We start from the raw sequence: 25306 nt of genomic DNA on the forward strand, positions 1-25306 counted from the left end.
CGTCATGTCGCATAACTGGAACGCATTGGCACAGCATCGTGCCGCAACCGAAACCCGGCCGATCCTGTCGCTGTTCGACGGCAATGGCCGGGCGGCAGAGTATTCGGTCCGGCTGGGCAACCTGCTGTTCGACTATTCCAAGACCAACATAGACGCCACCGCGCGCGGCCTGCTGCTGGAGCTGGCGCAGGAGGCCGAGATCGAGGCCCGCCGCGACGCCATGTTCGCCGGTGCGAAGATCAACGAGACCGAGGGCCGCGCGGTGCTGCACACGGCGCTGCGCAATCTCGACGGCGCGCTGGTGGTCGATGGCGCCGACGTCATGCCCGAGATCCGCACCACGCTGGCCCGGATGGAGGCCTTTGCCGAAGACGTGCGCAACGGCGTGCTGCTGGGGCAGGGCGGGCCGATCACCGATGTGGTCAACATCGGCATCGGCGGCTCGGACCTGGGACCGGCCATGGCGGCCATTGCGCTCAGCCCGTTTTCCGACGGTCCGCGGCTGCACTTCGTGTCGAACGTGGATGGTGCCCAGATCACCGAAACGCTGGCCGGGCTGAACCCGGGCACCACGCTGGTGATCGTCGCCTCCAAGACCTTCACCACCATCGAGACCATGACCAACGCCGAAACCGCGCGCCGCTGGATGGCCGAAACGGTCAGCGACCCGGCGGCGCAGTTCTGCGCGGTCTCGACCTCGGCCGAGCGTACCGCCGCCTTCGGCATCCCGCCCGAGCGGGTGTTCGGCTTCGCCGACTGGGTCGGTGGGCGCTATTCCATGTGGGGGCCGGTGGGTCTGGCCTTGATGCTGGGCATCGGCCCGACGAACTTCCGCCGCTTTCTGGCCGGCGGGGCGGCGATGGACACCCATTTCCGCGAGGCGCCGCTGAACGCCAACATGCCGGTGCTGCTGGCGCTGGTGGGTCTGTGGCACCACCAGATCTGCGGCCACGGCAGCCGTGCCGTGCTGCCCTACGATCAGCGCCTGTCGCGCCTGCCGGCCTATCTTCAGCAGCTTGAAATGGAGAGCAACGGCAAGCGCGTCAGCATGGACGGGCAGGATCTGACGCGGGTCTCGGGGCCGGTGGTCTGGGGCGAGCCGGGCACCAATGGCCAGCACGCCTTCTACCAGTTGATCCACCAGGGCACCGCTGTGGTGCCTTGCGAGTTCATCCTGGGCGCGCGCGGGCATGAGCCCGACCTGGCGCATCACCAGACCCTGCTGGTGGCCAACTGCCTGGCCCAGTCCGAAGCCCTGCTGCGGGGCCGGACGCTGGAGGAAGCCCGCGCCATGATGGCCGCCGCCGGCCTGCAAGGCGCCGAGTTGGACCGGCAGGCCCGGCACCGGGTATTCCCGGGCAACCGGCCTTCGACGACGCTGATCTACCCGCAGCTCACGCCCGAGGTGCTGGGCCAGATCATCGCGCTCTATGAACATCGGGTGTTCGTCGAAGGGGTGATCCTGGGGATCAACAGCTTCGACCAATGGGGTGTGGAGCTGGGCAAGGAACTGGCCAACGCCCTGCAACCGGTGCTGGAAGGCCATGCCACCACTGAAGGCAAGGACGGCTCCACCACGCAGCTTGTCGAGTATGTGCGCGGGGCCAGAGGCTCAGCCCAATGACTTGCGCATGATGGGCCGCGTCGGAGACCGGCGCGCGACCTCGGCAAAGCCGGCGCTGCGATAGGCGCCGGCGAACCCCGTCCAGCCATAGACCGGCGGGTATTTCTCTTTCCCGTCGATGGGGTAGCCCTCGATCGCCGGGGCACCGCGTTCAGCCGCGAAAGTGCAGGCGGCCTGCAGCAGGTGCACGGACAGCCCCTGCCGCCGGTAGGGCGGCTTGACCAGAAAGCACGACACACTCCACACCGGCAGATCGTCCACCGGCTGCAAGATCCGCGAGGCCTTGAGCCGGGGAAACTCTGCCCGAGGCGCGACCGAAATCCAGCCCACAGGGTCGGTGCCGTCCAGGGCCAGCAGACCCGGCACCGTGCCGCTGTCGAACAGGGCGCGCATGGCGTCCCGATTGCCGTCGCCCTTGTCGGCTTCAAACTCCTTTCGGGCCACCCGCCACAACCGGCACCAGCAGCCGCCACAGCCGCCCTTGGGGCCCATGACGGTCTCGAACCCGGCCCAATCGGCGGGGGTGATCTCAATCGCCATCAGGAACCTCGCGCGGAATGTCGAAGCCCGCAGGCGCCAGTTCGAAACCGGCGAAATCGAACCCCGGCGAAACGGTGCATCCCACCAGCGTCCAGTCGCCCCGGCTTTCCGCTGCCTGCCACCAGTGCGGCGGCACGATCCCCTGCGGCCTGTGCCCGGCCTCCAGATCAGGGCCCAGCGTCTGCGCGGTGGCGGGGCCAGCCTCGGTTTCGGCCATGTGGAGGGTCAGCGGCGCGCCCGCGTAGTGGTGCCAGATCTCCGTCGCATCCACCCGGTGCCAATGGCTGCGCTCGCCCGCTTTCAGAAGAAAATAGATGGCCGTGCCTGTGGGCCGCTGACCCGGTCCGCAAGCCGCGCGCCAGGTTTCGGCATACCATCCGCCCTCGGGGTGCGGCGCGAGGTTCAGTGCGGCGATGATCTGGTCGGCGGTCATCCGGTCCATGCGAAATTTCCCCTTGTTTGCCGGGCACATCATGGCCCTGCCGCCCGCTCCCTTTGCTGCCAATGTTGCAGCCTCGCCTTCCCCTTGGTCAAGGATCACGCCTGCGGCCCCTTGAAAACAAACCACAATTTTTTTGGAACCTTTTGCAGGGGTCTCCCGTTGTGAGGCTGTACAAAGCGAAAGGAGTACACGATGAAAAAGTTTACCGTTTCCGCCCTGGCCCTTGCTGCTTTTGCCCTGCCGGCCGTTGCCGACACCAATTCGACCATGGAGATCGACCCGTCGACGATCATCATCGCCGATGACATCACCGGAGGCGACATCTACACCGACCTGTCGGATGTGCCGTGGAAAGACGATGGCCCGATCGAGGCCGCAGTCGACAGCTGGAAGGCCATTGGCGAGATCGAGGATATCGTTCTGAACTCCAGTGGCCAGATGGTCGGCATCGTCGCCGATGTGGGCGGCTTCCTGGGCATCGGCGACAAGCATGTGCTGCTGCCGATGGAGAACGTGCGCATCGTTCCGCTGGCGGACGGAGATGACGACTATGCGCTGGTGACGCGCCACACCGAAGACTCGCTGATGGGTCTGCCCGAAGTTGAAAAGGGCTGGTTCGAATAACCGCCCGTCCCCTGCCTGACTGCCAACCTGCCATACCCGTACATGCAAAAGGGGGCCCTTGCGGCCCCCTTCGTCGTGCCAAGTCGGCAGCGATTATTTCAGGATCGAGCGCCCGGCGTATTCGGCGGTTTCGCCCAGCATCTCTTCGATGCGGATCAGCTGGTTGTATTTCGCCAGCCGGTCCGAGCGCGACAGCGAGCCGGTCTTGATCTGGCCGCAGTTGGTGGCAACCGCCAGATCGGCAATGGTGGCATCCTCGGTCTCGCCCGAGCGGTGCGACATCACGTTGGTATAGCGCGCGCGATGGGCCATCTCGACGGCCTTCAGCGTTTCGGTCAGCGAGCCGATCTGGTTCACCTTCACCAGCATCGAGTTGGCCACGCCCTGCTTGATGCCGTCGGCCAGACGCGCCGGGTTGGTCACGAACAGGTCGTCGCCCACCAGTTGCACCTTGTCGCCGATGGCGTCGGTCAGAGCCTTCCAGCCGTCCCAGTCATCCTCGGCCATGCCGTCCTCGATCGAGATGATCGGGTAGTTGGCGCAGAGATCTGCCAGATAGGCGACGTTGTCTTCCGAGGTGAGAACCTTGCCCTCGCCCTTCATGTCGTATTTGCCATCGCGGTAGTATTCCGTCGAGGCGCAGTCGAGCGCGAGGTAAATGTCCTCGGCGGGCTTGTAGCCGGCCTTTTCGATCGACCGCAGGATGAAGTCCAGCGCCTCGGTGGTCGACGACAGCCCCGGTGCGAAGCCGCCCTCGTCGCCGATGCCGGTGTTGTAGCCCGCGCCTGACAGTTCCTTTTTCAGGGTGTGGAACACTTCCGAACCCATGCGCACCGCGTCGCGGATGTTGGTCGCGCTGACCGGCATGATCATGAATTCCTGGATGTCGATCGGGTTGTCGGCATGTTCGCCACCGTTGATGATGTTCATCATCGGCACCGGCAGGACCCGGGCCGAGGTGCCGCCGACATAGCGATACAGCGGCTGGCCGGTGTAATCCGCGGCGGCCTTGGCAGCGGCCAGCGACACGCCGAGGATGGCATTGGCGCCCAGACGGCCCTTGTTGGGGGTGCCGTCCAGTTCGATCATGGTGCCGTCGATGGCGACCTGCTCGGTTGCATCCATGCCCACCAGGCTTTCGGCAATCTCGCCGTTGACGGCGGCGACGGCGTCCAGAACGCCCTTGCCGGAATAGCGGGACTTGTCGCCGTCGCGCTTTTCCACGGCCTCATGGGCGCCGGTCGAGGCCCCCGAGGGCACGGCGGCACGGCCGAGGGTGCCGTCCTCCAGGATCACGTCCACTTCCACGGTCGGGTTGCCCCGGCTGTCCAGGATTTCGCGGCCGACGATGTCGATGATGATGCTCATGAAGACGGTTCCTTCGCTGTGCGCAAGTTGATCTGCGCGTTGTTTACCCTGCTGCCCCTGCCGGGGGAAGCGTCAGTTGTGGGGCATGTTAGCGCAATCAAGAAGTCATGGCTGCCAAAGCCCTCTGCGCGGCCCGGCGGCGCATCTGTTCGCGCATCAGGGTGTACAGCCCCGACCCGATGATTACGGCCGAGCCGATCAGTGTCCACAGGTCGGGCCGTTCGCCGAACACCAGCATCCCGATGATGACGGCAAAGATCAGGCGGGCATAGCGAAACGGGGTCACAACCGCCACATCGCCCACCCGCATCGCCAGCGTGATGGCGTAATAGGCGGCCACACCACAGCCCAGGGCCCCGCCCAGCATCAGCCAATGATCCGGCGTCGGCCAGTGCGGAGCCCCGGACACCGGGACCAGCACCAGACCGGCGACACCGGCGGCGGCAAACCCCCAGCAGGACAGCACCGGCGAGGACAGATGCGCCGGGGCCGCGCGCGTGGCCAGATCCCGCGCCGCAAGGCAGAACACTGCGCCAACGGCCAGCAGCGAGGCCGGTTCGAACCCGGCCAGACCGGGGCGGACCACCATCAGCACCCCGGCAAATCCCACAAGGATCGCCAGCCAGCGCCGCCAGCCAACCTCGGCGCCCATGAACAGCGCGGCCCCCAGCGCCACCGCCAGCGGTGTGGCCTGCAGGATCGCCGAGGCCGTGGCCAGCGGGATCAGCACGATGGCATTGACGAACATCACCGTGCCGATCATCTCTCCGACGTTGCGCAGGATCATCAGCGGATGCCGGATTTCCGGCGGCAGCAGGCGCTCGCCGCGCAGTTTGGCCCAGGTGCCGAAGATCAGCGCGCCCGCGAATCCCAGCAGGATCAGGATCTGGCTGACCGGCAGCCCGTCCGCCATCGATTTGACGAACATGTCCTCAAGCGCGAAGCCCGCCATCGAGGCGACCATCAGCACGATGCCGCGGATGTTTTCCATTGCCGTCACTTGTTGTCAGGAACGGCGCCGTCGCGGGCCCTGCCGCGCGCGCACCGAATGCCCTTCCGACATCGCCCAAAGGCGGCGGCGCTGCAAGCGGACAGGTTCGGGCGGCGGCGGCGGACCGCTCAGCCGGGGCGCTTCTTGGGCACGCCGTACAACTCCAGCCGGTGGCCTTTCAACTCATAGCCCAGCTTGGCGGCGATGCGTTCCTGAAGTTCTTCGATCTCGGCGTCGACGAATTCGATGACCTCGCCCGAATTCATGTCGATCAGGTGATCGTGGTGATCGCGGTCGGCACTTTCATAGCGCGCCCGGCCATCGCCGAATTCATGCTTTTCAAGGATGCCGGCCTCTTCGAACAGTTTCACCGTGCGATAGACCGTGGCAATCGAGATGCGCGGATCGACCGCCGATGCGCGGGTGTAGAGTTCCTCTACATCCGGGTGATCCGAGGTCCGTTCCAGAACCATGGCAATGGTCCGGCGCTGCTCGGTCATGCGCAGGCCTTTTTCTTCGCAGCGGGCTGTGATGGTGTCGGTCATCGCGTCGTCTCGTGGCTTCGATGGGCACTGGCTTACGGGATTTGTGCCGCCGTCTCCACCTCTAAACCTGCGGCACCGGCGCTCACGCAAGGGCGGGTTCAGGTGCCGCAGAAGGTCTGGCGCACTTCTTCGTCCGGTTCGGGCGGGCGGGTGAAATTTTCCGGCGCCGGGGCGAAGGGGGCGGTGACAGTTTCCAGCAGGGCACGGAAGGGGGCGAGGTCGCCCTCGACAGCACGGGAGATCATCGACTCGATCAGATGGTTGCGCGGAATGACCTGCGGGTTGGCGGCGGCCATCGCTGCCGCATCGGCACCGCCCTGTTGTGCCAGCCGGGCGGCATAGCGCAGCTGCCACGGGGCCAGCGGGGCCGGGTCGGCAAAGGCCCGATCCGCGGTGCCGGTGGCCAGCCCGGCGAAGGTGTTGGTGAAATCCGCGCGCCCGGTTTCCATCGCGGACAGCAGGTCGTTGATCAGATGACTGTCGGCCTCGGCCAGATCCTCGTCATCGGGATCGGCGGTCAGCCCCAGCTTGGCGCGAAAGACCGCCAGCCATTCCAGCGCGAAGACCTCCGGGAAACGGTGCACGGCCTTGGTGGCGATCTCGACCGCGCGATCCTGATCCGGGTCGATCAGCGGCAGCAGGCAGGTGGCCAGCTGCGCGATGTTCCACACCGCGATGTCGGGCTGGCGGTTGTAGGCATAGCGGCCGAACTGGTCGATGGAGCTGAACACCTTGCCGGCCTCGAACCGGTCCATGAAGGCGCAGGGGCCATAGTCGATGGTCTCGCCCGAGATCGTCATGTTGTCGGTGTTCATCACCCCGTGGATGAACCCCACGCCCAGCCATTTCGCGATCAGACGGGCCTGCGCGTCGATCACCGCGTTCAGCAGGTCCAGCGCGGTGTCGGCCTGCGGGTAGTGGCGGGTGCGGGCATGGTCGGCCAGCAGGCGCACGGCGTCTTCATCGCAACGGGCGGCGAAATACTGGAAGGTGCCGACCCGGATATGGCTGGCGGCGACGCGGGTCAGCACCGCGCCCGGCATCGCACCGCCTTCGCGAAACACCCGGTCGCCGGTGGTGACGGCGGCCAGCGCGCGGGTGCTGGGGATGCCCATGGCGTGCATTGCCTCCGAGACCACGTATTCGCGCAGCACCGGGCCAAGCCACGCGCGGCCATCGCCCATGCGTGAGAACGGCGTGCGGCCCGAGCCCTTGAGCTGGATGTCGCGGCGGTTCCCGCTGCCGTCCAGAACCTCGCCCAGCAGCAGCGCGCGGCCATCGCCCAGTTGCGGCGACCAGCCGCCGAACTGATGCCCGGCATAGGCCTGCGCCAGCGGCACGGCCCCCTCGGGCACCGCGTTGCCGGCGAGAACCGCAAGACCCGGCTCGCTGGCCAGAGCCTCGGCTTCGATCCCCAGGTCCGCCGCAAGACCGGCATTGATCACGATGAGGCCGGGGCGGGTCACCGGATCGGCCGTTTGCCGGACGTAGAATCGATCCGGCAGGCGGGCATAGCTGTTGTCGAAGGGGATCTGGAGCGTCATGGCGAACCTTTATGTGATAAGGTAGATATAGGTTCCGCCGCTCCGGGATGCCATGCGCCTATGCCGAGACCTTCGTCGCCGCTCAGAAAGAAGTCCTGATCAGCTATGGCACCCCGCATCCTGGCAACATCGACGATGTCTCGGGGTTCATGTGCTCCATGCAGGGGGCATGCAGACCCAGAAAATGGTGTTGTTCGTCGGCGGCGAACTGGTCGCCCAAGTGGTGGCCGACGCCGGGGACGTGGCCGCTCTGAACCCGGCCGTAGCCCGGTCGCAGATCAATGCGGGCGACGTTTGACCGATCGTTGTGCTGGCCGACACGCGCATGGCCGGCTTGCCGGACGTGACGATCCCCAAGGAGATGAGCATCGACGTGAGCGTCTCGACAGTGCGCGGATTTGTTGTTCCCAAGGATACGCCTGATGTGGGTGCCGAGCAGATCAAGGCCGCCCTGCTGAATTCGATGAACCCGTCTGTCTGTCAGGGGTTCCTGGACTCGGTGGGTCTGGACAGCAATCCTGTCGTCGGCTCGCAGGAGTGGGGGCGCCGAATACCACCATGCTCACCGAGATGATTTCGGCTCTGAAAAAGCTGGATTCCATCGAGTGAACTGACCAACAGGCGCGGCGGGTTCCTCCGCGCGCCGCGCCGTTCCTTTCTTCCACAAAGGCAAAACGGTGCGACAGGCCCCCGAACCCACCGTGCTACGCCGCGAAATTTCCCGATCTGCGTTCCTTCTGGGAACCTTCGCGGTCAGCAACTGGGCGTTCTGGCTGTCCACCCAGTTCGACCGGGTTCCGCCGATCCTGAAACGGGGGATGCAGCCGTCCGACATTCCGCAGCTTGTCATCCGGCTGATCATCTTTCTAGGGATCTGGTTGCTGTTTCGCGAAACCAGCCTCGCGCCGGAGCGGCTGACAATGAGGGTGCAGATGACCACGGGGCCGTTGATTGGCTGTGTCCTGATTGCCGAGATCGACCTGATCCCGGGGCTTGAGCTTTTCGCGGTATCACTGGCGGCTCGGTGGGGCGAACGCCGCTTCTGGACGGTGGCCTTGTGGGCGCTTCCCGGCCTTGCCGTCACCACCGGTCAGGATGGCTATCCTCTGGCGCAACAGGGCGAGGCAGGCCGTGCGCTGGGCATGGCGGCGGTGTGTTCGACCATCGGCGGGATCCTCTCGGTGGTCTGCTTGATGGCCGCGCGCCGCTGATGTCCCGTTCGCCAGTAATTGTGCCCCGCCGGAGCATTTCGCGCTGACCGTGTTCGGCCTGTCAGCGCTGGCATCGATCCGGGATGGCGCGCCGGTCAAGAATATCCTGTCGGGAGCCTTCGGCGAGCTGGCGGCCACCGTTGGCATCGATTTTCTGACCTCGGTCGAGCGGTTCACGTTCGGCATGAACAAACCCAGCGGAGGGATTCCCTTCGTGCCCTAGATCATCGGTGTCTTCGGCATTTCGGAACTTCTGGTTCAGGCCAACAACCTGCAAATGAACCGCCAGGCGGTCGTCACCGAGAAATCATACTGCCCAGCCGCAAGGACTGTTCCCGCTTCTGGAAGATATTCCTGCGGTCGTCCGGCATTGGCACCTTCATCGGCGTTCTTCCCGCAGAAGAGCAACGGTCGCTTCCATGATCGGCTACAATGAAGCCAAGCGCTGGTCCAGGTGGCCGGAGGAATTCGGCCACGGGTTGCTCGACGGCATCGCGGGGACCGAGGCGGTGTGATACTCGGCAACCGGCAGCGCGATGGTGCCCACGCTGGCGCTGGAGATCCCCGGCAGCCCGACCGCGGTGGCGATCCTGCCGGGTCCGATGGTGCATGTCCTGCCTCCGGCACCGACCATGTTGACCGAGCAGGCCGATTTTGCCTTCGCGATCTTCTGGTCGATGATGCTGGTCAACGTGATCTTCTTCTTCATCGGCCTGATCCAGGACGCCATGCTTGAAACCCGACAGGGTCAGTCCGTGCTGATGCTGGACGAAAATTGGCTGCTGATCGTGACCCGCCCCGTCTCTCTTTTCTTTCTTGTTCTTGTGGCTCTGACCCTGTTCGGCCCGATGGTCTGGAGACATCTTTCCAAACAATGCTCGCCGCTCGAGTCGACCGGAGAACAACAAGGATCAGGATATACTCCGTCCGCATCCATGTCTGGACCCGGAGGTGCACCACCGCTGCGCCCGCCGGTCATTTCCGCACCAGTGCCAGCGATGGCTTGTGGAAAAAGGGCGATGCGATGTCGTCCTTCCGGTTCCACCAGCGGCTGACCTGCGAGATCGAGACCGACGTTGGCACCATCGGCATCGGTTACGCCGCCCTGGCGCCGATCGTGGTGAAACAGGCGATCGACAAATGGTTTGCCCCCATGGTGATCGGCGAGGATCGGTTCGACGTTGCCTGCCTCTGAGAAAAGATATGCCTCCGCGCGCATGCCTGGGGCGCAAGGGCATCGGCATGTCCGCTGTCCCGGCGGTGGACTTTGCGATCCGGGAGTTGATGGTCAAGCTGACCGGCAGGCCAGTGTTCAAGCTGCCGGGCGGCCGCACGGAGGAAATGATTCTGGTCTGTTATTCCAAGCCGTACGCGCGTCCGATCGAGCGCGCCGCCAACAAGATTCGCGCGTCTGATCGACCTGTTGAAACCGCTGGACCCGATGGTCCTGAACTGGGGAAGTTGTGTGAGCCGTGGCTGGCTGGAAACCCTGAAGGGAAAGGTTGGCATGCGCCCCCCGAAAAATCCTTGCCGAAGAAGCGGCGGGCAATCTGCGCGAGTCCATCTTGCTGGTAAGCTCTCCCCCGGCACCGCAATCCCAGAGCGGGACCTGGCCGAGGTCCTGGGGCACGCCCTTGCACGAAGCGCTTTGATTGCTGGGAGTCGAAGGGCTGGTCGAATATTCGTCCAGCCGCCGGCCGCATGTGGCCGACCCGTCGCTGCACGAACTGAGCGAGTACATCTCGGTTCTGCGGGCGCTGGAGGTGCGGGCGGGTGAAGCCGCCTGCCGCGAGGCCACCCTGGTCGAGATCGCCGACATCGTCTGCCCTGGCGCGTGTAAGGTCGAAGGCTCGGACAGTGTGAAGCCGCTCGAATTCTTCCGGCTGGACAGGCAGTTTCACGTCGCCATCGTTGAAGCCAGCCGCAACGAACAGCGGGTCGAAACCCATCGGCAATACAACGCCGGCTTTGTCGCGCGCTTCCTGTCCTCGCAACAGGTTAACCGCCGCAACAACAAGCTGGCCCAGCACTCCCGGATTTCGGACGGGCCGCAGGAACGCTATCCCCCTGCTACGGGCTGTGCGTTGTGAGACCGTCTGACAAACACGTTTTAGACCCTCGCCCGCACCCGCGGCGCGGACGGCGACAACGACTCCGGGGACTGAACATGAAACCGAAGATCGGCATGAATCGTGGTGATCCCAGTAGCGTCGTCCCGGAACTCGTCGCCCGGCGATTGACGTCTCAAAGGGTGGCCGAGGCTGCCGACATCCGTCCGAAATCCAGGTGGCCACCGTCACCGAAGCCGGCGGTGCCGCGGGCCGCATCGCCACGCCGGTCCGTGGCCCGCCCGGCTGCGACCGCCCGTCACGTCATGGCTAGAGCCGCGCGATGCGGTCCGTCAGCAGCTTGAAGAATCCGTCGGCATCCACCTCGCCGATGAACATGGCGTTGGGTGCACGGTCGGTGACGCGCCACCAGTCCGCCACGGTCATGCCGCGCGTCAGCGCGCTTTCGGTTTCGATCTCGACGTTGATGAAACGGCCCGAGAAAAGTTCGGGCCGGATCAGCCAGGCGATGACGCAGGGATCATGCAGGGGCGCGCCGGGGCTGTCGTATTTCTCCATGTCGAACCGTTCGAAGAAATCGGTCCATTCGGCCACCGCGCGGCCCACCGGGGTGCCCATGTCGCGAAAGGCCGCCACGCGCGGCTCGGTGGTCAGCGCCTTGTGGGTCACATCCAGCGGCATCACCGTCAGCTTGACGCCCGAGGCAAAGACGATCTTCGCCGCCTCGGGATCGACGTAAATGTTGAATTCGGCTGCCGGGGTGATGTTGCCGACCTCGAAATAGGCGCCGCCCATCAGCACGATCTCGGCGATGCGCGGGGCGATGTCGGGGGCTTTCTGCAGCGCCATGGCGATGTTGGTGAGCGGGCCGAGCGGGCACAGCGTGACGCTGCCCGAGGGCTCGTTCCGCAGGGTCTCGACGATGAAATCCACCGCTGGCATGGGTTGCAACGGCATCACCGGGTCGGGCAGGGCCGGGCCGTTCAGGCCGGTGTCGCCATGGACATGCTCTGCCGTGCGCAGGGGTCGTTCGAGCGGGCCCTCGGCCCCGGCAAAGACCTTCACATCGCTGCGCCCGGCCAGTTCGCAGACAATGCGGGCGTTCTTCGTCGTCAGCGCCAGCGGCACGTTGCCGGCCACCGTGGTGATGCCCAGCAGGTCGATCTCTTCGGGCGAGGCCAGCGCCAGCAGGATGGCGACGGCGTCGTCCTGTCCGGGGTCGGTGTCGATGATGATCTTGCGCGGGGTGGGGGCGTGGGCTGTGGTCATGGACGCAGTCTTGGCAGGTCATGCGAAAAAGAAAAGCCCCGGCGGTGGGGACGCCGGGGCACATCGCGGGTCAGGTCCGCGATCAGCCGTCGAAATCGACGGTTTCGGTCAGGCGCAGGGCGGCCGGGCGCAGCTTGGCCAGATCCATCAGGTTCACGTCATCGGCGGTGAAGCTGCCCCACGAGGACACCAGATCCGAGGACGGGACATTCGGGTCCACCGGGTATTCGTTGTTGATCTCGGAATAGAGTTCCTGACCTCCGGTCGAGGACAGGAATTCCATCAGCTTGATGGCGTTCTCGCGGTTCGGCGCGGATTTGGTCATCGCCATGCCCGAGACGTTCACATGGGTGCCGCCGTCCTCGAACGTGGGGAAGACGATGCGCACGCTGTCGGCCCATGCCTTCTGTTCGTCGTCCTTCAGCATCAGGCCCATGTAATAGGTGTTTCCGATGGCAATGTCGCATTCGCCGGCCCAGATCGCCTTGACCTGCGCCCGGTCGTTGCCCTGGGGCTTGCGGGCGAGGTTGGATTTGACCCCTTCCAGCCATTCGGTGGCCCCGTCTTCGCCGTGGTGCGCCAGCACCGCCGCCGTCAGTGCGACGTTATAGGCGTTGGTGCCCGAGCGGGTGCAGATGCGGCCTTCCCATTTGTCCGAGGCCAGGTCTTCATAGGTGGTCACCTCGCCATCGGAGACGCGATCCTTCGAGGCATAGACCACGCGCGCGCGGCTGGTCAGGCCGAACCACTGGTTTCCGGGATCGCGGAACAGTGCCGGGATCTGGGCCTCCAGCGTGGCGTTCTCCACCGGCTGGGTGACGCCTTCTTCCACCAGTTGCGACAGGCGCGAGATGTCGGTGGTCAGCACCAGATCGGCGGGGGAGCGGTCACCCTCGGACTTCAGGCGCTCGACCAGACCCTTGCTGAGGAACACCGAATTGACGGTGATGCCGGTTTGTTCGGTGAAGGCGTCGAACAGCGGTTCCACCAGTTCGGGCTGACGGTAGGAATACACGTTGACCTCGTCCGCGAGGGCGGGAACGGCGGCGAGGACCAGAAAGGTGGCGCTCAGGCCATGGTTCAGGCGGGTCAGCATCGGGAAACTCCGGTTTTTAGCTTGACTGTTTTTGTCGTGTTTGCCGGAGATAAATCGAAACTCGCCGGATCGGTCAAGACCTGATCCGGGTAGCTGACAAAAAAAGTCGGAATGTCGCGCCGGGGGCGGGCCCGGGGCCGCGCCGGGGGGGTCAGTCTTGACGCACGGATTTTTCAGCGGCCTTGGTGGCGTTCCAGATGGCGTCCATTTCCTCCAGCGAGGAGTCCTCGGGACCACGGCCCTGCGCGGCCAGCGTCGCCTCGATGGCTTCGAACCGGCGGGTGAATTTGGCGTTGGCGGCCCGCAAGGCGGTTTCGGTGTCCACGCCCAGATGCCGGCCCAGATTGATGACAACGAACAGCAGATCGCCGAATTCCTCAGCGATCTCGGCGGTGCCAAGGGTGTCTCGGGCCTCGACCAACTCGCGGCTTTCCTCGGCCAGCTTGTCCAGCACCATGCTGGTGTCGGGCCAGTCAAAGCCGACGCGCGCGGCGCGGTTCTGCAGCTTCTGCGCCCGCATCGCCGCCGGCAGTCCAAGGGCCACATCGGCCAGCACACCGGCACGTTGCCGGGCCGCCCGTTCGCGCGCCTTCTGGGTTTCCCAGTCGAGCGTCTGTTGTTCGGCCGACTTGTCGCGGCTTTCGTCGCCGAACACATGCGGGTGGCGGTCGACCATCTTGTCCGAGATGCCGTTGGCGATGGCGTCGAAATCGAAATGCCCAGCTTCGGCGCCGATCTCGGCGTGATAGACCACCTGCAACAGCAGATCGCCCAATTCGCCCTTCAACTCGCCCATGTCGCCGCGTTCGATGGCGTCGGCGACCTCATAGGCTTCCTCGATGGTATAGGGGGCGATGGTGTCGAAGGTCTGCTCGATGTCCCAGGGGCAGCCGTTGTCGGGGTCGCGCAGGCGGCGCATGATTTCCAGCAGGCGGGGCATGCCGCCCTTGGGGTCATGGATCAGGTCGTCGGTCATCAAGGTCTCCTCGGCAAGGGTTGACGCAGATGGGCAGAGCGGCGCGGGCTTGTCCAGCCGGTCGGGCCGGACCGGGCCGCCACGGCGGGGTTGTGTGGCGCGGCGCATGAGCTAACTGTCCCGCAGGATCAGGAAGGCAGGCAGATGCGCATGATGGTTTGGATAGCAATCGGATTGGTGACGCTGATCGCGGCAGGGATGCTCTATGTCCGGCTGGCGCCGTCGGATCCGGCGGTCTGGCATGTGGACCCGCTGATGGTAACGCGGCCGCAGGACAAGGCGCATGTTCTGTATCGTCCGGGCGATGGCGATGAGCCGGGGATGGTGGTGGACCTGACGCCCGCGCAGGCAATATCGGCTCTGAAAGAGGTGGCCCTGCAGACGCCGCGCGTGAACGTTCTGGCCGAAAGCCCGGACCACGTGACCTTTGTGGCCCGCTCGGCGCTCTGGGGGTTTCCCGACTATATCTCGGTGCGAGCGGTGCCCGACGGCGCGGGCGTGCGGCTGGTTGTCTTTGCACGGCAACGGTTCGGGCGCGACGATCAGGGGGTCAACGAAGCGCGAGTGACGGACTGGATGCAGGACTTGCAGGCCCGTCTGGGACCCAATCCCTCTTGACCCGATGGCGCGGGTCGGACAGATGCCTCAGGCATGGTACCTGAAGACAAGCTAGAGCAGATCGCGGCCCGGTTCGAATACCTCGAAGCCAGAATGGCCGACGGCACGGCGGGCGAGGATATCGCCGCGCTGGCCAAGGAGTATTCGGACCTGCGCCCGGTGGTGACCCAGATCCACCGCTATCGACAGTTGCGCGCGGACATCGCCGAGGCGCAGTCGATGCTGGACGATCCCGAGCTGAAGGATCTGGCCGAGGACGAACTGCCCGAGCTGACCGCGCAATTGCCCGAGGTCGAACACGCGCTGCAACTGGCGCTGCTGCCCAAGGATGCCGCCGACGAACGCGCCGCCCTGATCGAGATCCGCCCCGGCACCGGCGGTGACGAGGCGGCGCTGTTTGCCGGCGATCTGCTGCGCATGTACCAGCGCTATGCCGAGGGGCGGGGCTGGCGCTTTGAAATCCTCGAAGAAACCGGCACCGAGCTGGGCGGCATTTCCAAGGTTGTCGCCCGCATCGACGGCGCCGGGGTGTTTGCCCGGATGAAATACGAAAGCGGCGTACACCGGGTGCAGCGGGTGCCAACCACCGAATCCGGGGGTCGGGTGCATACCTCGGCAGCGACCGTGGCGGTGCTGCCGGAGGCCGAGGATGTGGACATCCACATCGATCCGGGCGACCTGCGCATCGACACCATGCGTGCCAGCGGCGCCGGCGGCCAGCATGTGAACACCACCGATTCGGCGGTACGGATCACCCATGTCCCCACCGGCATTGTCGTCACCAGTTCCGAGAAATCGCAGCATCAGAACCGCGCCATTGCCATGCAGGTGCTGAAGACGCGGCTTTACGATGAAGAACGTCAGCGGCTGGCCGATGAACGCGCGGCGGATCGCAAGGGGCAGGTGGGCTCCGGCGACCGGTCCGAACGCATTCGCACCTACAATTTTCCGCAAGGGCGGGTCAGCGATCATCGCATCAATCTGACGCTCTACAAGCTGGATCAGGTGCTGGCGGGCGATCTGGATGACTTCATCGACGCGCTGATCTCTGACGCGCAGGCCGCGCAACTGGCGGATCTGCAGTCATGACCGGCGCCCAGGCGCTGCAGGCCGCTCTGCCGCGCCTGACGGCGGCGGGGATCGCGGCCCCGATGGGCGACGCCCGCCGCCTACTGGCCCATGCGCTGCAGGTGCCGCCGGGCCGTCTGACCCTGGTGCTCCACGATCCGTTGCCCGAGGCGGCGCAGGCCCGTTTCGAGGCCGCCATTGCCGCACGCGCGACCCGCCAGCCTGTGTCACAGATCACCGGCACGCGGGCCTTCTTCGGACGCGACTTCCACGTCACCCCGGATGTTCTGGATCCGCGCCCCGAGACCGAGGCGCTGGTGCTGGCCGCCCTGGACCGGCCCGCCGCGCGCCTGCTGGATCTTGGCACCGGCAGCGGCTGCATCCTGCTGACCCTGCTGGCCGAATGGCCCGAGGCAACGGGGCTGGGCATCGATAGCTCCGCAGCCGCGCTGGCGGTGGCGGGGCGCAATGCCCGTGCGCTGGACGTGCAGGACCGCGCGGAGTTGCGCACGGGCGACTGGCTGACCGGCTTGGCAGGCCCTTTCGACCTGATCGTGTCGAACCCGCCCTATATCACCGAATCCGACCACGCGACCCTGTCTCCGGAAGTGCGCGACTGGGAACCGCGCGGCGCACTGACGCCGGGCGGCGACGGGCTGGACGCCTATCGCCGCATCCTGCCGGGGGTGCCCGCACTGCTCGCCGAAGGCGGGCGTGTTCTGCTTGAAATCGGTGTGGGGCAGGACGATGACGTGGGCCGGATCGCGCGGGCCGCCGGATTTGCCCGCATCGCCTGTCTGCCGGATCTCGATGGCCGGGGCCGCGTCATGGCCCTGTCGTGCGGCTGAGCGGGCCACACGGTTCACCTTGCAGCAATTTTTGCTTGTCATGCTCCGCCGTGCATGGTTTACACCGGGATGTCGGACGCTTGGAGCGCCAAAGAAGGCTGTTCCCCCGACGCTAAGCCAGAAAATGGACAGCGCCGTATCGAGACCGGGCAGAATTGCCGCGCCGCGCTGAAGGCAGAAACTAAGGCCGAGAAAACTACGTATGAGATCTTCCAAGTCACGATCGCGGTCGAAGTCGAACCGCAACCGGTCGTCGGTCGGCAATATTGTCAACCGCGTGTTCGACAGTTCTGGCCCCGAGGGCAAGGTCCGTGGTACGCCGCAACAGATCATCGAAAAATACAACCAACTTGCACGTGATGCGCAGTTGAGCAACGATCGTGTTGCCACCGAGAACTTCCAGCAGCACGCCGAGCATTATACCCGCCTTATGGGCGAGGCGCTGCGCGACGCCGAGGCCAAGCGCGAGCAGCAAGAACAGCAGAACCGCGACCGCCAACAGCGCGACCGGGACGAGCCGCGCCACAACCCGCAGCCCACGCAGGGCGAAAACCGTGGCGAGGATACCGGCGACAGGCCCCGCGACGACGCCGCGCAGGACAACGGCAGCAATGGCAACAACGGCAACAGCAATGCCGCCGCCGCGGAGCCGCAGAACACCAGCAGCAACGAAGTGCTCGATCTGGCGCCGGCGGGCAGCGAGGACAGCGGTCTGGTCGAAACGCCCGAAAGCGCTCCGGCCAAGCCCAAGCCGAAGCCCCGGCGCGCCCGCAAGCCCAAGGTCAAGGAACCGAAGGACGCCGCCCCAAGCGAGGCGGCGCCCAGCGATGCCGCGCCCAAGGGTGGCGCTGCCAACGATGCCGGAGACGGCACTTCGGCCCCGGCAGTCGAGACCGACGCGCCGACGAAAGTTGCCGAATAGGCCCAGGGTTCCGGGCAAAGCGTACACGACCTGTTCAAGGCCATGCAGTCCACTGCGTGGCCTTTCTTGTGCGCGTCGGGCATCGGGCGGTCAGGTGCCGTGCAATTGCCGGGCCAGCGCGCAGAACCCTTCCAGTGAAATCTCCTCGGCCCGCGCCGTGGGTTCCAGTCCGGCGGCGCGCAGCTGGTCCTCGATGTCCGGGGCCAGTCCCTTCAGGGCCGCGCGCAGCATCTTGCGGCGCTGGTTGAAGGCCATGGCCACCACATGCGACAGGGTCTTCGGGTTGGCCTCGAACCGGGGCGCGTCCAGACGGGTCAGATGAACCACCGCCGAGCTGACTTTGGGCGGCGGCGTGAAGGCCTGCGGCGGCAGGTCCAGCACGATTTTCGCGTCACAGCGCCATTGCGCCAGCAGCGCCAGACGCCCATAGGCTTTCGAGCCGGGCCTGGCCACGATGCGCTGCGCCACCTCGCGCTGGAACATCAGGGTCAGGCTGTCCCAGAACGGCGGCCAGCTGTCCGGGGTCAGCCAGCGCACCAGCAATTCGGTGCCCACGTTATAGGGCAGGTTGGCGGCGACCCGTACCGGGCCGGTCAGATGGCCGGTCAGATCCACCTCCAGCGCGTCGCCCTCGATGATCTCAAGCCGCCCGGGGTAGGCATCGGCGATTTCGTGCAGGGCGGGCAGGCAGCGGCGGTCCTTTTCGACAGCGACGACCTTGCGCGCGCCCTCGGCCAGCAGGCCCCGGGTCAGCCCGCCGGGGCCAGGGCCGATCTCCAGCACGTCGCAACCGGTCAGGTCGCCGGCCTTGCGGGCAATCTTGGCGGTCAGGTTCAGATCCAGCAGGAAGTTCTGGCCCAGCGACTTGCGTGCGCTCAGCCCGTGGCTGGCGATGACCTCGCGCAGGGGCGGCAGGCTGTCGATGGCGGTCATGCGTCGGCCTGGGCGCGAAAGCGGGCCATGCGGTCGGCCTGCAGCAGCGCCTCGATCAGGCTGGTCGGGTCGGCCTGCCCCTGGCCCGCGATGTCGAAGGCCGTGCCATGATCGGGCGAGGTGCGGATGAAGGGCAGCCCGAGGGTGACATTAACGCCGGTGTCGAAGCCGATGGTCTTGATCGGGATCAACGCCTGATCGTGGTACATGGCCACCGCCACGTCATAGTTCCGCCGGGCGGCGGCGTGAAACATCGTATCGGCCGAGGCCGGACCCTTCAGGTCCAGCCCCTCGGCGCGCAGCGCCTCCAGTACCGGGGTGATGAGCTCGATCTCTTCGCGGCCCATGGCGCCACCTTCGCCCGCGTGCGGGTTCAGCCCCGCCACCGCGATGCGCGGTGCCTCGATGCCGAAATCGCTTTGCAGGGCGCGATGGGTCAGCCGCAGGGTGTCGCGCAGAAGGTCCGGCGTCAGGGCGCGGGGCACGTCGCTCAGGGCGATGTGGATGGTGGCGGGCACCACGCGCAGCCCCTCGCAGGCCAGCATCATGACGACCCGCTCCACCCCGGCCAGCGCGGCCAGGTATTCGGTGTGGCCGGGATAGGCGAACCCGGCGCCATCCTTCAGCGCCTTCTTGTGAATCGGCGCGGTGCAAAGCGCCGCCGCACTGCCGCGCTGCACCAGATCCACGCCGCGCGCGATCACCTCGATCACCTGTGCGGCGTTGGCGGGCGAGGGTACGCCGGGATGGGCATGTTCGGGAAAGCGATGGGTCAGCACCGGCAGCGCGCGCTTGCAGGCGGTCAGGGCCTCCATCGGATCGGCGATCTCGGTCACCGGCGTGCCCGAGGGCAGATGCCGGGGATCGCCGATGTAGAAGAACGGCAGCCGGGTGCGCAGCGCATCCCAGGCCTTGGCCGCGATCTCGGGACCGATCCCCGCCGGTTCGCCACAGGTCAGCGCCACCGGCAGCATTATTGCACGATCTCGATGAAGGCGTCGGCGCGCAGTTCTTCCAGGTAGCTTTCGCCATAACTGTCCAGACGCCGCGCCAGCAGTTGCAGTTGCACGTCCTCGCGGCTCAGATCCTCGTTCGGGATGCCGGTGCGCGCGCACAGCATCACGAAGCCACTGCCCAGCGGTGCCATTTCGCCGTCGTCCAGAAGATCCAGCGCGCGGGTGATGTCGCCCGGTACCTTGGCGCGGGCCTCGGTGGTGCGCTGCACCTGCTCGGGCGGGCCGCCGAAATAGACCCCGTAAAGATCCTCGCAGCGGTCGACCTCGGGCCGGATGCGGGCGATCTCGGCGGTGGGGCTGGTGCCGATGGGCAGGGCGACCCGGATGAAGTCCAGCGTCACATTGCCGGTTAGCGACGGGCGCGCGTCCTGCAGGGCGCGGAACTGGAACAGCACCAACCCGCCATTGGTCAGCAGCGGTTCGGTGACTTCGCCGGGCTGCATGGACAGGAACAGCGGTGCGATCTGCGGCGGCAGTTCCGACAGCGGCCGCCAGGCCAACTCGCCGCCATTGACCCGCGACGGCGAGATCGAATACTGCCGCGCCGCGTTCGAGAACTGCGAGAAGCTGGTCATCTTCTGAAAGACTTCGGCGCGCTCTTCGTTGATCTCGGCCACCTGCGTGTTCATTGGCAGGATGATCTCGGCCAGCCTGACCTGGGTCGAGCGGTCGCCAGTGCCAAGCGCCATAGCGCGGTCGACCTCTTCCTCGGTCGGGCGGGCGCGGCTGGCGAAACGTTCGCGCACCACGTCGCCCCAGGCCAGCAGAGACCGGACATAGTCGCGGAAGGTCTGCTCCTGAATGCCCACATCGGCAATCGCGGCGATGAATTCTTCCTTGCTGACATTGGCGCGGCCGGCGAAATTCTCCATCGCGAATTCCAGTTCATCCGTGGTCGGCAGGATTCCGGCGGTGGCCGCGGCGTCCAGCTTCAGGCGATCCTCGATCAGCGAGTCCAGCGCGGTGTCGCGATCCGCCTCCAGGATGCTGAGCACGTTCAGAAACAACTCGCGCTGCTCGACCTCGAACCGGGTGACGACGCCATCGTTGACCCGCGCCACCGTGTCGAAGGGCGATTGCGCTGCCGCCGCGACGGGCGCGAGGGCAAGGGAAGCAGCCAGGATCGTTCGGCGCAGCAGGGGCAGGATGGCCATGGGTCTGTGGTCCTCAACTGGTGCAGCGGCGGCGGCGCGCAGCGGTCTCGTTGCTGCCAAACCCGGGCAGACTGACGGACAGGCCGTAGCTGAGCGTGGGTTCGACATCGGTGGTTGCTCTAAATCTGCGGCGGGCGAAAAGATCAACCCTGACGCATTCGTTTTCATAGGCAAGGCCAAGTTCGGCAAAGTTGGTCCGTTTCGCGGTATAGTCGCGCCGGATGACCAGCTCGCTCGACCAGCTTTCGTTGATCTGGTAGTCGAGATTGGCGGCGATCTCGTTCAGATCCTTGGTCTGGTCGCTGCTGCGATCTTCGCGCTGCCAGATGTAGCTGGAACTGAGATCGAGGTCGCCATAGGTCAGCGACAGCCGGGTCTGCGACAGAGCCGGTTCAAAGTCGTTGTCCAGCAGGGTCAGGGTGCGCAGCGCCAGGTTGTTCGAAAAATCGATGTCCACCTGCGCCAGCCAGTCCGAGCGCGGCCCGCTCAGCCCCGATCCGTCCGGGAAGATATCCCAATCGTCGTAGCGGTAGATGCGCCCGCCGGTCAGGGCCAGCGTCAGGCCGTCGGTGGACTGGCGGCTCCAGCGCAGGGCCAGGTTGACGCGGCCGCCGTCCTCGTAGCGGTCCAGTCCCGGAAAGCGGTTCAGGCGGAACAGGTTGCCGGTATCCAGCGTCACGGCCCGGCTGTCGTCGTTGGGCGATCGGATCTGACCCGCGTCGGACCAGGCGAACTGGGCGACCGGTTCCAGCATGTAGGACACGCCGTCGCTGGCCGGGCTGATCATCGGCCAGGACAGGGTCACGGCGGCCTCGGGAATGAGCGCGGTCTGATAGGTGGGATAGCGGTCGTCGTTGGTGATCTGCTTGGCCTCGGCGTTCAGCCGGGTGCGCGCCTGCATCCGCAACCCGTTCCACCCGGTCCAGTCCCGCGCCCAGTCGACCCGGCCGCGCAACTGCGCCATGTCGCGGCCGATGATGTTCTCGTCGGAATCGCGCACATGGAAGTGGCCGATCAGATCCGTGTCCAGCCAGCCGCCGAGAGCGGCCGGCTGATAGCGGTGGTTCCAGCGCAGATCGCCGGACAGCACAGGTTCGTATTCATCCTCGTTGGTGGTGTCGGCGCGCAGCGACTGGTAGTGGGTGACATTGGCCCAGATCCGCTCGTCCTCGCGGGTGCGCAGCAGTGTGATGGCGCTGTCCAGACGGTCCTTCTCGGAATAGCCATAGTCGCGCAAATAGGGATCGTCCGAGGTCGTTTCGAGATCGAAATTCAGCGAGAAGTCATAGGGCACCCGGAATGCCCCGTTGACGAACAGATACCCGCGCGTCTTGCCCGGCTCGATGGAGTCCTGCGATACCGCGCCATCGACGGTGATGTTGCCATTGGCAAACGCCTGCCGGTACCGCGCCTCAAGCGTCGTGGTGTAATCGGTGGCCACATAGGGCGTCAGCTTCAGGTCGGAATGCTCGTTGATGACATAGTAATAGGGCAGCTTCAGGCCATAGCCGAATTCCGTCGTCGAATAGAACGACGGGGTCAGGAAGCCCGACACCCGGTCCTCGGTGCCATCGGGTACGCGCAGGGTGGGCAGGTAGAACACCGGCACGCCCCAGATGCGAAAGCGCGCGTGGTAGAAATAGATCTGTTTCAGCTCTTCGTCGTGGACGACGCGCTTGGCGCGGATTTCCCAAAGGGGCGCGCGGCCATCCTCGCAGGTTTCGCAGCTTGAGGCCGCCACCTGCCGCAGGTCGGAATAGCGGCCCTGCCGGCGCGCCATCTCGGCGCCGGTGATCTGCAACTGCCGGTCCAGGATCAGGCGCACGCCGCTGAGCAGGCCGGTTTCCAGATCCGCCTGCAATTCCGCCTGATCGGCCAGCAGGATCGTTCCATCGGCGTCGATGATGGTGATCGGACCGGCGACGAAAATCCGGTCCGTGGCGCGGTCATAGCGCAGGCTGTCGGCGCGCAACCGGGTGTCGCCGTGGAAGATCTCGACGTTGCCGGTGGCCACCAGCACATCCTCGCCCTCGATCTGCACCAGATCGGCGGCCAGAGAGGTCAACACCGGGGCCGCGTCCTGCTGCGCCCGCGCAGGCCCCGCCAGCCCCAGTCCGGTCAGGGTCACGACCAGCAGGGTCAGCAGGGCAGGCAGAAGGGGGCGTCGCGACACGATGCTCAACCGTCCTCGTAATGCAGCAATGTGGCCAGCGCCATGCAGATGGCGGCGGCGGGTGGCGCCCAGATGGCCACCATTACCGGCAACTGTCCACTGTCGCCCATGACCTGCGCCAGATTGCCGACGAAATGGACCCCGAAACCACACAGCACCGCGGCCAGAACCATCAGCCCGGTGCGGCCGAACCGGGTATGCCGCAAGGTGAACATCGCCCCCACCAGAACCATCGCCAGAAAGCTGAGCGGTTTGGACAGTTCCGCCTGGAACCAGACCCGGTGCGACCGGGCCGAGAACCCGGCCACATCCAGCCGGGCGATGAACTCGGGCAACTCCCAGATCGGGATCGCCGAGGGGGTGCCGAAGCTGTCACGGATCTGGTTGCGGGTCAGATCGGTGGGTACCGAGGTCGCCTGGATAGTCTGGGCCCTTGCCTCGGGATTGCCGTCGGCGTCGAAATCCCAGCGCTTGGCCTGCATCAGCACCCACGCGCCGTTGCCCAGTTCCGCCGAGGCCGCGTCGATCCGGTACAGCGGACGATCCTCGCCGTCGAAGCTGAAGAAGGACACTCCGAACAGCTTGGTGCCGTCCATATTGGCGCTTTCGGCGTGGATGGCCACCTGCTCGCCGGGGCGGCCCTGGCGCAGCCACAGGCCCTCGCGACTGACCGAGACAACGCGTTCCGAGCCGCGGATACGGTTTTCGGTTTCGTTGTATTCCTTGGAAATCGCGGCCACGATCGGGTTGCCGATGGCCACGACCACGCAGCCCAGGGCCATCGCCGCCAGCGCCGGGGCCACAAGGCTGCGGATCGCCGACCGTCCGGTGGCGCGGGTGATGACCAGTTCCGAGGTGCGCGCCAGCGAGATGAACATGGTCACCGCCGTCAACAGCACGATCAGTGACAGGATCTGATACAATACCTCGGGCAGATGCAGCAGGGCCATATAGGCCAGCATTCCGAAGCTGACCTCGCCGGTGTCGAAACGGCGGATGTGTTCCAGCAGTTCCACCAGCCACATGAACAGGGTGAACCCGGCCAGGATCACCGCGAAGGTCGTGAGGAACTTGCGGGCGAAATACAGGTGCAGGATCATGCCCGCCTCCGTCGGCGCAGCCGCGCGCCCAGGGTGCTGTCGGCCACCGCCAGCAGCATCAGGCACAGCACCGCCGCCATCAGGCAGGGCACATAGACCAGCGGCCATTTCGACGGATCGGTCTTGGCGATATCGATGGCGGCATTGTCCACCAGCTTGACCAGCACCACCAGCACGATGGCAAAGGCCACCTGCCGCCACAGGCCGAAGCGGCTGAACCCGCCCAGCATCAGCGCCGCGAAACCCACCACGGCGGCGGTGGCCGACAGCAGCGCCTGGGTGATCCGCAGATGCGCCTCGCGTTGCAGGTAGGCGGCGTTGCGCCGGGTCTGCGCCTCGATCTCGGGGGTGGGGTTCAGCAGGGTCATGGTCGACAGTTGCCGCTGGTCCAGCCGCCGCTGCGCCGGGGCGGTGGCCAGATCGCCGATGGCCACGGTGAAATCGTCGAATACCGTGGTGGCCAGCCGCCCGGTGCTGTGGGTCAGGGTCTGGGCCATGCCGTCGAACATCACCAGCCGCGGCCCGTCCTCGTGCCGCACCAGCAGGGCCTGATGGGCGCTATAGGTGGTCTCGCGCGCGGGCTCGCGGCGGTCGGTGACCAGCAGCCCCTCCAGCGTGCCATCCTGCGAGATGTCGCGGACATAGACGGTGACACCGCGCGTCGGGCTTTGAAAGGTGCCGGGCACCAGCAGCCGGGCCGAGATCGCATCGGCCAATTGGGCCTCCAGGCGGTTCAACTCGCGCGCGGCGGCGGGCACCACCAGATGCGCCAGCAGCGACATCAGCAGCAGCACGATCACCCCGAAGATTGCATAGGGCCGCACCAGCCGGAAGGCGGAATAGCCGGTCGCTTGTACCACCACCAACTCGCTGTCCGCGTGCAGGCGGTTGGTGGTATAGGCGGCGGCCACGAAGCCCGCCACCGGCAGCACGATCAACATGATGCCCGGCACGCTGAGCAGGGTCAGCTGCAGCACCAGCCCGCCGCCCTGGCCTTCGGCCAGATAGCGGTCTAGCAGGATCACCGCGCGGTTGACCCAATAGATCCCGACCAGCACCAGCGCAAAGAAGCCGAAGACCCGCATCAGCTGGGACAGGATATACCGGTCGAAACGCCCCACTCACCACCCTTTCCGTGTTCGTGTCCCCGGTCTTAACCGATCCGGCCGCAATGG

At 65.8% G+C, this 25306-nt stretch carries 29 protein-coding genes; 14 read left to right on the forward strand and 15 right to left on the reverse strand.

Annotated elements, in window-relative coordinates:
* Positions 1–4: 4 nt before the first annotated feature.
* On the forward strand, positions 5–1624 hold the full coding sequence (gene pgi, locus AB0T83_RS01010) for a glucose-6-phosphate isomerase (protein ID WP_366190787.1): 1620 nt from the start codon (positions 5–7) through the stop codon (positions 1622–1624).
* Here pgi and AB0T83_RS01015 read toward each other — a convergent pair.
* Together AB0T83_RS01015 and AB0T83_RS01020 are read right to left on the reverse strand one after the other, a co-directional pair.
* Positions 1613–2164 carry a GNAT family N-acetyltransferase gene (locus AB0T83_RS01015; RefSeq protein WP_366190789.1) on the reverse strand — a complete coding sequence of 184 codons (552 nt, stop codon included), beginning with the start codon at positions 2162–2164 and terminating at the stop codon, positions 1613–1615. The genes pgi and AB0T83_RS01015 overlap by 12 nt on opposite strands.
* Positions 2154–2597, reverse strand: a complete 444-nt coding sequence (locus AB0T83_RS01020) for a cupin domain-containing protein (RefSeq protein WP_366191082.1) — start codon at positions 2595–2597, stop codon at positions 2154–2156. Before AB0T83_RS01020 ends, AB0T83_RS01015 begins: the two co-directional genes overlap by 11 nt.
* 201 nt (positions 2598–2798) lie before the next feature.
* Here AB0T83_RS01020 and AB0T83_RS01025 point away from each other — a divergent pair, with 201 nt between their 5' ends.
* Complete coding sequence (locus AB0T83_RS01025; RefSeq protein WP_366190790.1) at positions 2799–3230, forward strand: PRC-barrel domain-containing protein; 432 nt, start codon at positions 2799–2801, stop codon at positions 3228–3230.
* A 93-nt stretch (positions 3231–3323) separates the two neighbouring features.
* Here the strand turns inward: AB0T83_RS01025 and eno are convergent, their stop codons facing one another.
* From eno to AB0T83_RS01045, 4 genes are all read right to left on the reverse strand, one after another.
* Positions 3324–4598 carry a phosphopyruvate hydratase gene (eno, locus tag AB0T83_RS01030; RefSeq protein ID WP_366190791.1) on the reverse strand — a complete coding sequence of 425 codons (1275 nt, stop codon included), beginning with the start codon at positions 4596–4598 and terminating at the stop codon, positions 3324–3326.
* A 97-nt stretch (positions 4599–4695) separates the two neighbouring features.
* A complete protein-coding gene (locus AB0T83_RS01035) occupies positions 4696–5589 on the reverse strand; it encodes a DMT family transporter (protein WP_366190793.1) in 894 nt (297 codons plus the stop codon).
* 128 nt (positions 5590–5717) lie between these two features.
* A complete protein-coding gene (locus AB0T83_RS01040; RefSeq protein ID WP_193141703.1) occupies positions 5718–6134 on the reverse strand; it encodes a Fur family transcriptional regulator in 417 nt (138 codons plus the stop codon).
* A 98-nt stretch (positions 6135–6232) separates the two neighbouring features.
* Entirely contained in the window at positions 6233–7678 is a 1446-nt protein-coding gene (locus AB0T83_RS01045; protein ID WP_366190795.1) for a protein adenylyltransferase SelO, read from the reverse strand.
* Positions 7679–7847: 169 nt separating this feature from the next.
* Between AB0T83_RS01045 and AB0T83_RS01050 the strand changes: the two genes are divergently transcribed.
* The 8 genes from AB0T83_RS01050 to AB0T83_RS01085 all read left to right on the forward strand — a co-directional run bounded on the left by AB0T83_RS01050 (position 7848) and on the right by AB0T83_RS01085 (position 10979).
* On the forward strand, positions 7848–7976 hold the full coding sequence (locus tag AB0T83_RS01050) for a hypothetical protein (RefSeq protein WP_366190797.1): 129 nt from the start codon (positions 7848–7850) through the stop codon (positions 7974–7976).
* Between the two features lie 63 nt (positions 7977–8039).
* Positions 8040–8252, forward strand: coding sequence for a hypothetical protein (locus AB0T83_RS01055; protein ID WP_366190799.1), 213 nt, complete (start codon positions 8040–8042; stop codon positions 8250–8252).
* Between the two features lie 103 nt (positions 8253–8355).
* Complete coding sequence (locus tag AB0T83_RS01060) at positions 8356–8889, forward strand: tripartite tricarboxylate transporter permease (protein WP_366190801.1); 534 nt, start codon at positions 8356–8358, stop codon at positions 8887–8889.
* 49 nt (positions 8890–8938) lie between these two features.
* Positions 8939–9112 carry a tripartite tricarboxylate transporter permease gene (locus AB0T83_RS01065; RefSeq protein ID WP_366190803.1) on the forward strand — a complete coding sequence of 58 codons (174 nt, stop codon included), beginning with the start codon at positions 8939–8941 and terminating at the stop codon, positions 9110–9112.
* A 313-nt stretch (positions 9113–9425) separates the two neighbouring features.
* Positions 9426–9944, forward strand: coding sequence for a tripartite tricarboxylate transporter permease (locus tag AB0T83_RS01070; RefSeq protein WP_366190804.1), 519 nt, complete (start codon positions 9426–9428; stop codon positions 9942–9944).
* Positions 9914–10084 (forward strand): hypothetical protein, encoded by a 171-nt coding sequence (locus tag AB0T83_RS01075; protein WP_366190805.1) that lies wholly within the window; start codon positions 9914–9916, stop codon positions 10082–10084. The genes AB0T83_RS01070 and AB0T83_RS01075 overlap by 31 nt, the downstream gene beginning before the upstream one ends.
* Before the next feature lie 47 nt (positions 10085–10131).
* The gene (locus AB0T83_RS01080) at positions 10132–10464 is read left to right on the forward strand and encodes a hypothetical protein (RefSeq protein WP_366190807.1); all 333 of its coding nucleotides are present in this window, start codon (positions 10132–10134) and stop codon (positions 10462–10464) included.
* 77 nt (positions 10465–10541) lie between these two features.
* On the forward strand, positions 10542–10979 hold the full coding sequence (locus AB0T83_RS01085; RefSeq protein WP_366190808.1) for an FCD domain-containing protein: 438 nt from the start codon (positions 10542–10544) through the stop codon (positions 10977–10979).
* Between the two features lie 288 nt (positions 10980–11267).
* Here AB0T83_RS01085 and AB0T83_RS01090 read toward each other — a convergent pair whose 3' ends face one another.
* From AB0T83_RS01090 to mazG, 3 genes are all read right to left on the reverse strand, one after another.
* Entirely contained in the window at positions 11268–12227 is a 960-nt protein-coding gene (locus tag AB0T83_RS01090; protein WP_366190810.1) for a nucleoside hydrolase, read from the reverse strand.
* A gap of 82 nt (positions 12228–12309) precedes the next feature.
* Complete coding sequence (locus tag AB0T83_RS01095; RefSeq protein WP_366190811.1) at positions 12310–13323, reverse strand: Fe(3+) ABC transporter substrate-binding protein; 1014 nt, start codon at positions 13321–13323, stop codon at positions 12310–12312.
* A 151-nt stretch (positions 13324–13474) separates the two neighbouring features.
* Positions 13475–14299 (reverse strand): nucleoside triphosphate pyrophosphohydrolase, encoded by an 825-nt coding sequence (gene mazG / locus AB0T83_RS01100; RefSeq protein ID WP_366190812.1) that lies wholly within the window; start codon positions 14297–14299, stop codon positions 13475–13477.
* 144 nt (positions 14300–14443) lie between these two features.
* Here mazG and AB0T83_RS01105 point away from each other — a divergent pair, with 144 nt between their 5' ends.
* From AB0T83_RS01105 to AB0T83_RS01120, 4 genes are all read left to right on the forward strand, one after another.
* Positions 14444–14917 carry a DUF1499 domain-containing protein gene (locus AB0T83_RS01105; protein WP_366190814.1) on the forward strand — a complete coding sequence of 158 codons (474 nt, stop codon included), beginning with the start codon at positions 14444–14446 and terminating at the stop codon, positions 14915–14917.
* Between the two features lie 33 nt (positions 14918–14950).
* On the forward strand, positions 14951–16006 hold the full coding sequence (gene prfA, locus AB0T83_RS01110; RefSeq protein ID WP_366190816.1) for a peptide chain release factor 1: 1056 nt from the start codon (positions 14951–14953) through the stop codon (positions 16004–16006).
* Positions 16003–16833: a peptide chain release factor N(5)-glutamine methyltransferase gene (prmC, locus tag AB0T83_RS01115; RefSeq protein ID WP_366190818.1), complete on the forward strand. Its 831-nt coding sequence runs from the start codon at positions 16003–16005 to the stop codon at positions 16831–16833. Before prfA ends, prmC begins: the two co-directional genes overlap by 4 nt.
* Positions 16834–17035: 202 nt before the next feature.
* Entirely contained in the window at positions 17036–17755 is a 720-nt protein-coding gene (locus AB0T83_RS01120; RefSeq protein ID WP_366190820.1) for a DUF4167 domain-containing protein, read from the forward strand.
* A 90-nt stretch (positions 17756–17845) separates the two neighbouring features.
* Here the strand turns inward: AB0T83_RS01120 and rsmA are convergent, their stop codons facing one another.
* Genes rsmA through lptF form a run of 6 tightly spaced genes read right to left on the reverse strand, consistent with a single transcriptional unit; the run spans position 17846 to position 25252 of the window.
* On the reverse strand, positions 17846–18688 hold the full coding sequence (rsmA, locus tag AB0T83_RS01125) for a 16S rRNA (adenine(1518)-N(6)/adenine(1519)-N(6))-dimethyltransferase RsmA (RefSeq protein ID WP_366190821.1): 843 nt from the start codon (positions 18686–18688) through the stop codon (positions 17846–17848).
* Positions 18685–19665 carry a 4-hydroxythreonine-4-phosphate dehydrogenase PdxA gene (pdxA, locus tag AB0T83_RS01130; protein WP_366191084.1) on the reverse strand — a complete coding sequence of 327 codons (981 nt, stop codon included), beginning with the start codon at positions 19663–19665 and terminating at the stop codon, positions 18685–18687. The genes rsmA and pdxA overlap by 4 nt, the downstream gene beginning before the upstream one ends.
* Positions 19662–20858: a peptidylprolyl isomerase gene (locus AB0T83_RS01135; protein WP_366190822.1), complete on the reverse strand. Its 1197-nt coding sequence runs from the start codon at positions 20856–20858 to the stop codon at positions 19662–19664. The genes pdxA and AB0T83_RS01135 overlap by 4 nt, the downstream gene beginning before the upstream one ends.
* A gap of 13 nt (positions 20859–20871) precedes the next feature.
* On the reverse strand, positions 20872–23031 hold the full coding sequence (locus AB0T83_RS01140; RefSeq protein WP_366190824.1) for an LPS-assembly protein LptD: 2160 nt from the start codon (positions 23029–23031) through the stop codon (positions 20872–20874).
* A 5-nt stretch (positions 23032–23036) separates the two neighbouring features.
* Positions 23037–24131: an LPS export ABC transporter permease LptG gene (gene lptG, locus AB0T83_RS01145; RefSeq protein WP_366190826.1), complete on the reverse strand. Its 1095-nt coding sequence runs from the start codon at positions 24129–24131 to the stop codon at positions 23037–23039.
* Positions 24128–25252 (reverse strand): LPS export ABC transporter permease LptF, encoded by a 1125-nt coding sequence (lptF, locus tag AB0T83_RS01150; protein ID WP_366190828.1) that lies wholly within the window; start codon positions 25250–25252, stop codon positions 24128–24130. The genes lptG and lptF overlap by 4 nt, the downstream gene beginning before the upstream one ends.
* Positions 25253–25306 lie beyond the last annotated feature (54 nt).

This window comes from Meridianimarinicoccus marinus (assembly GCF_040689105.1).
GTDB classification, from domain to species: Bacteria; Pseudomonadota; Alphaproteobacteria; order Rhodobacterales; family Rhodobacteraceae; genus Meridianimarinicoccus; species Meridianimarinicoccus marinus.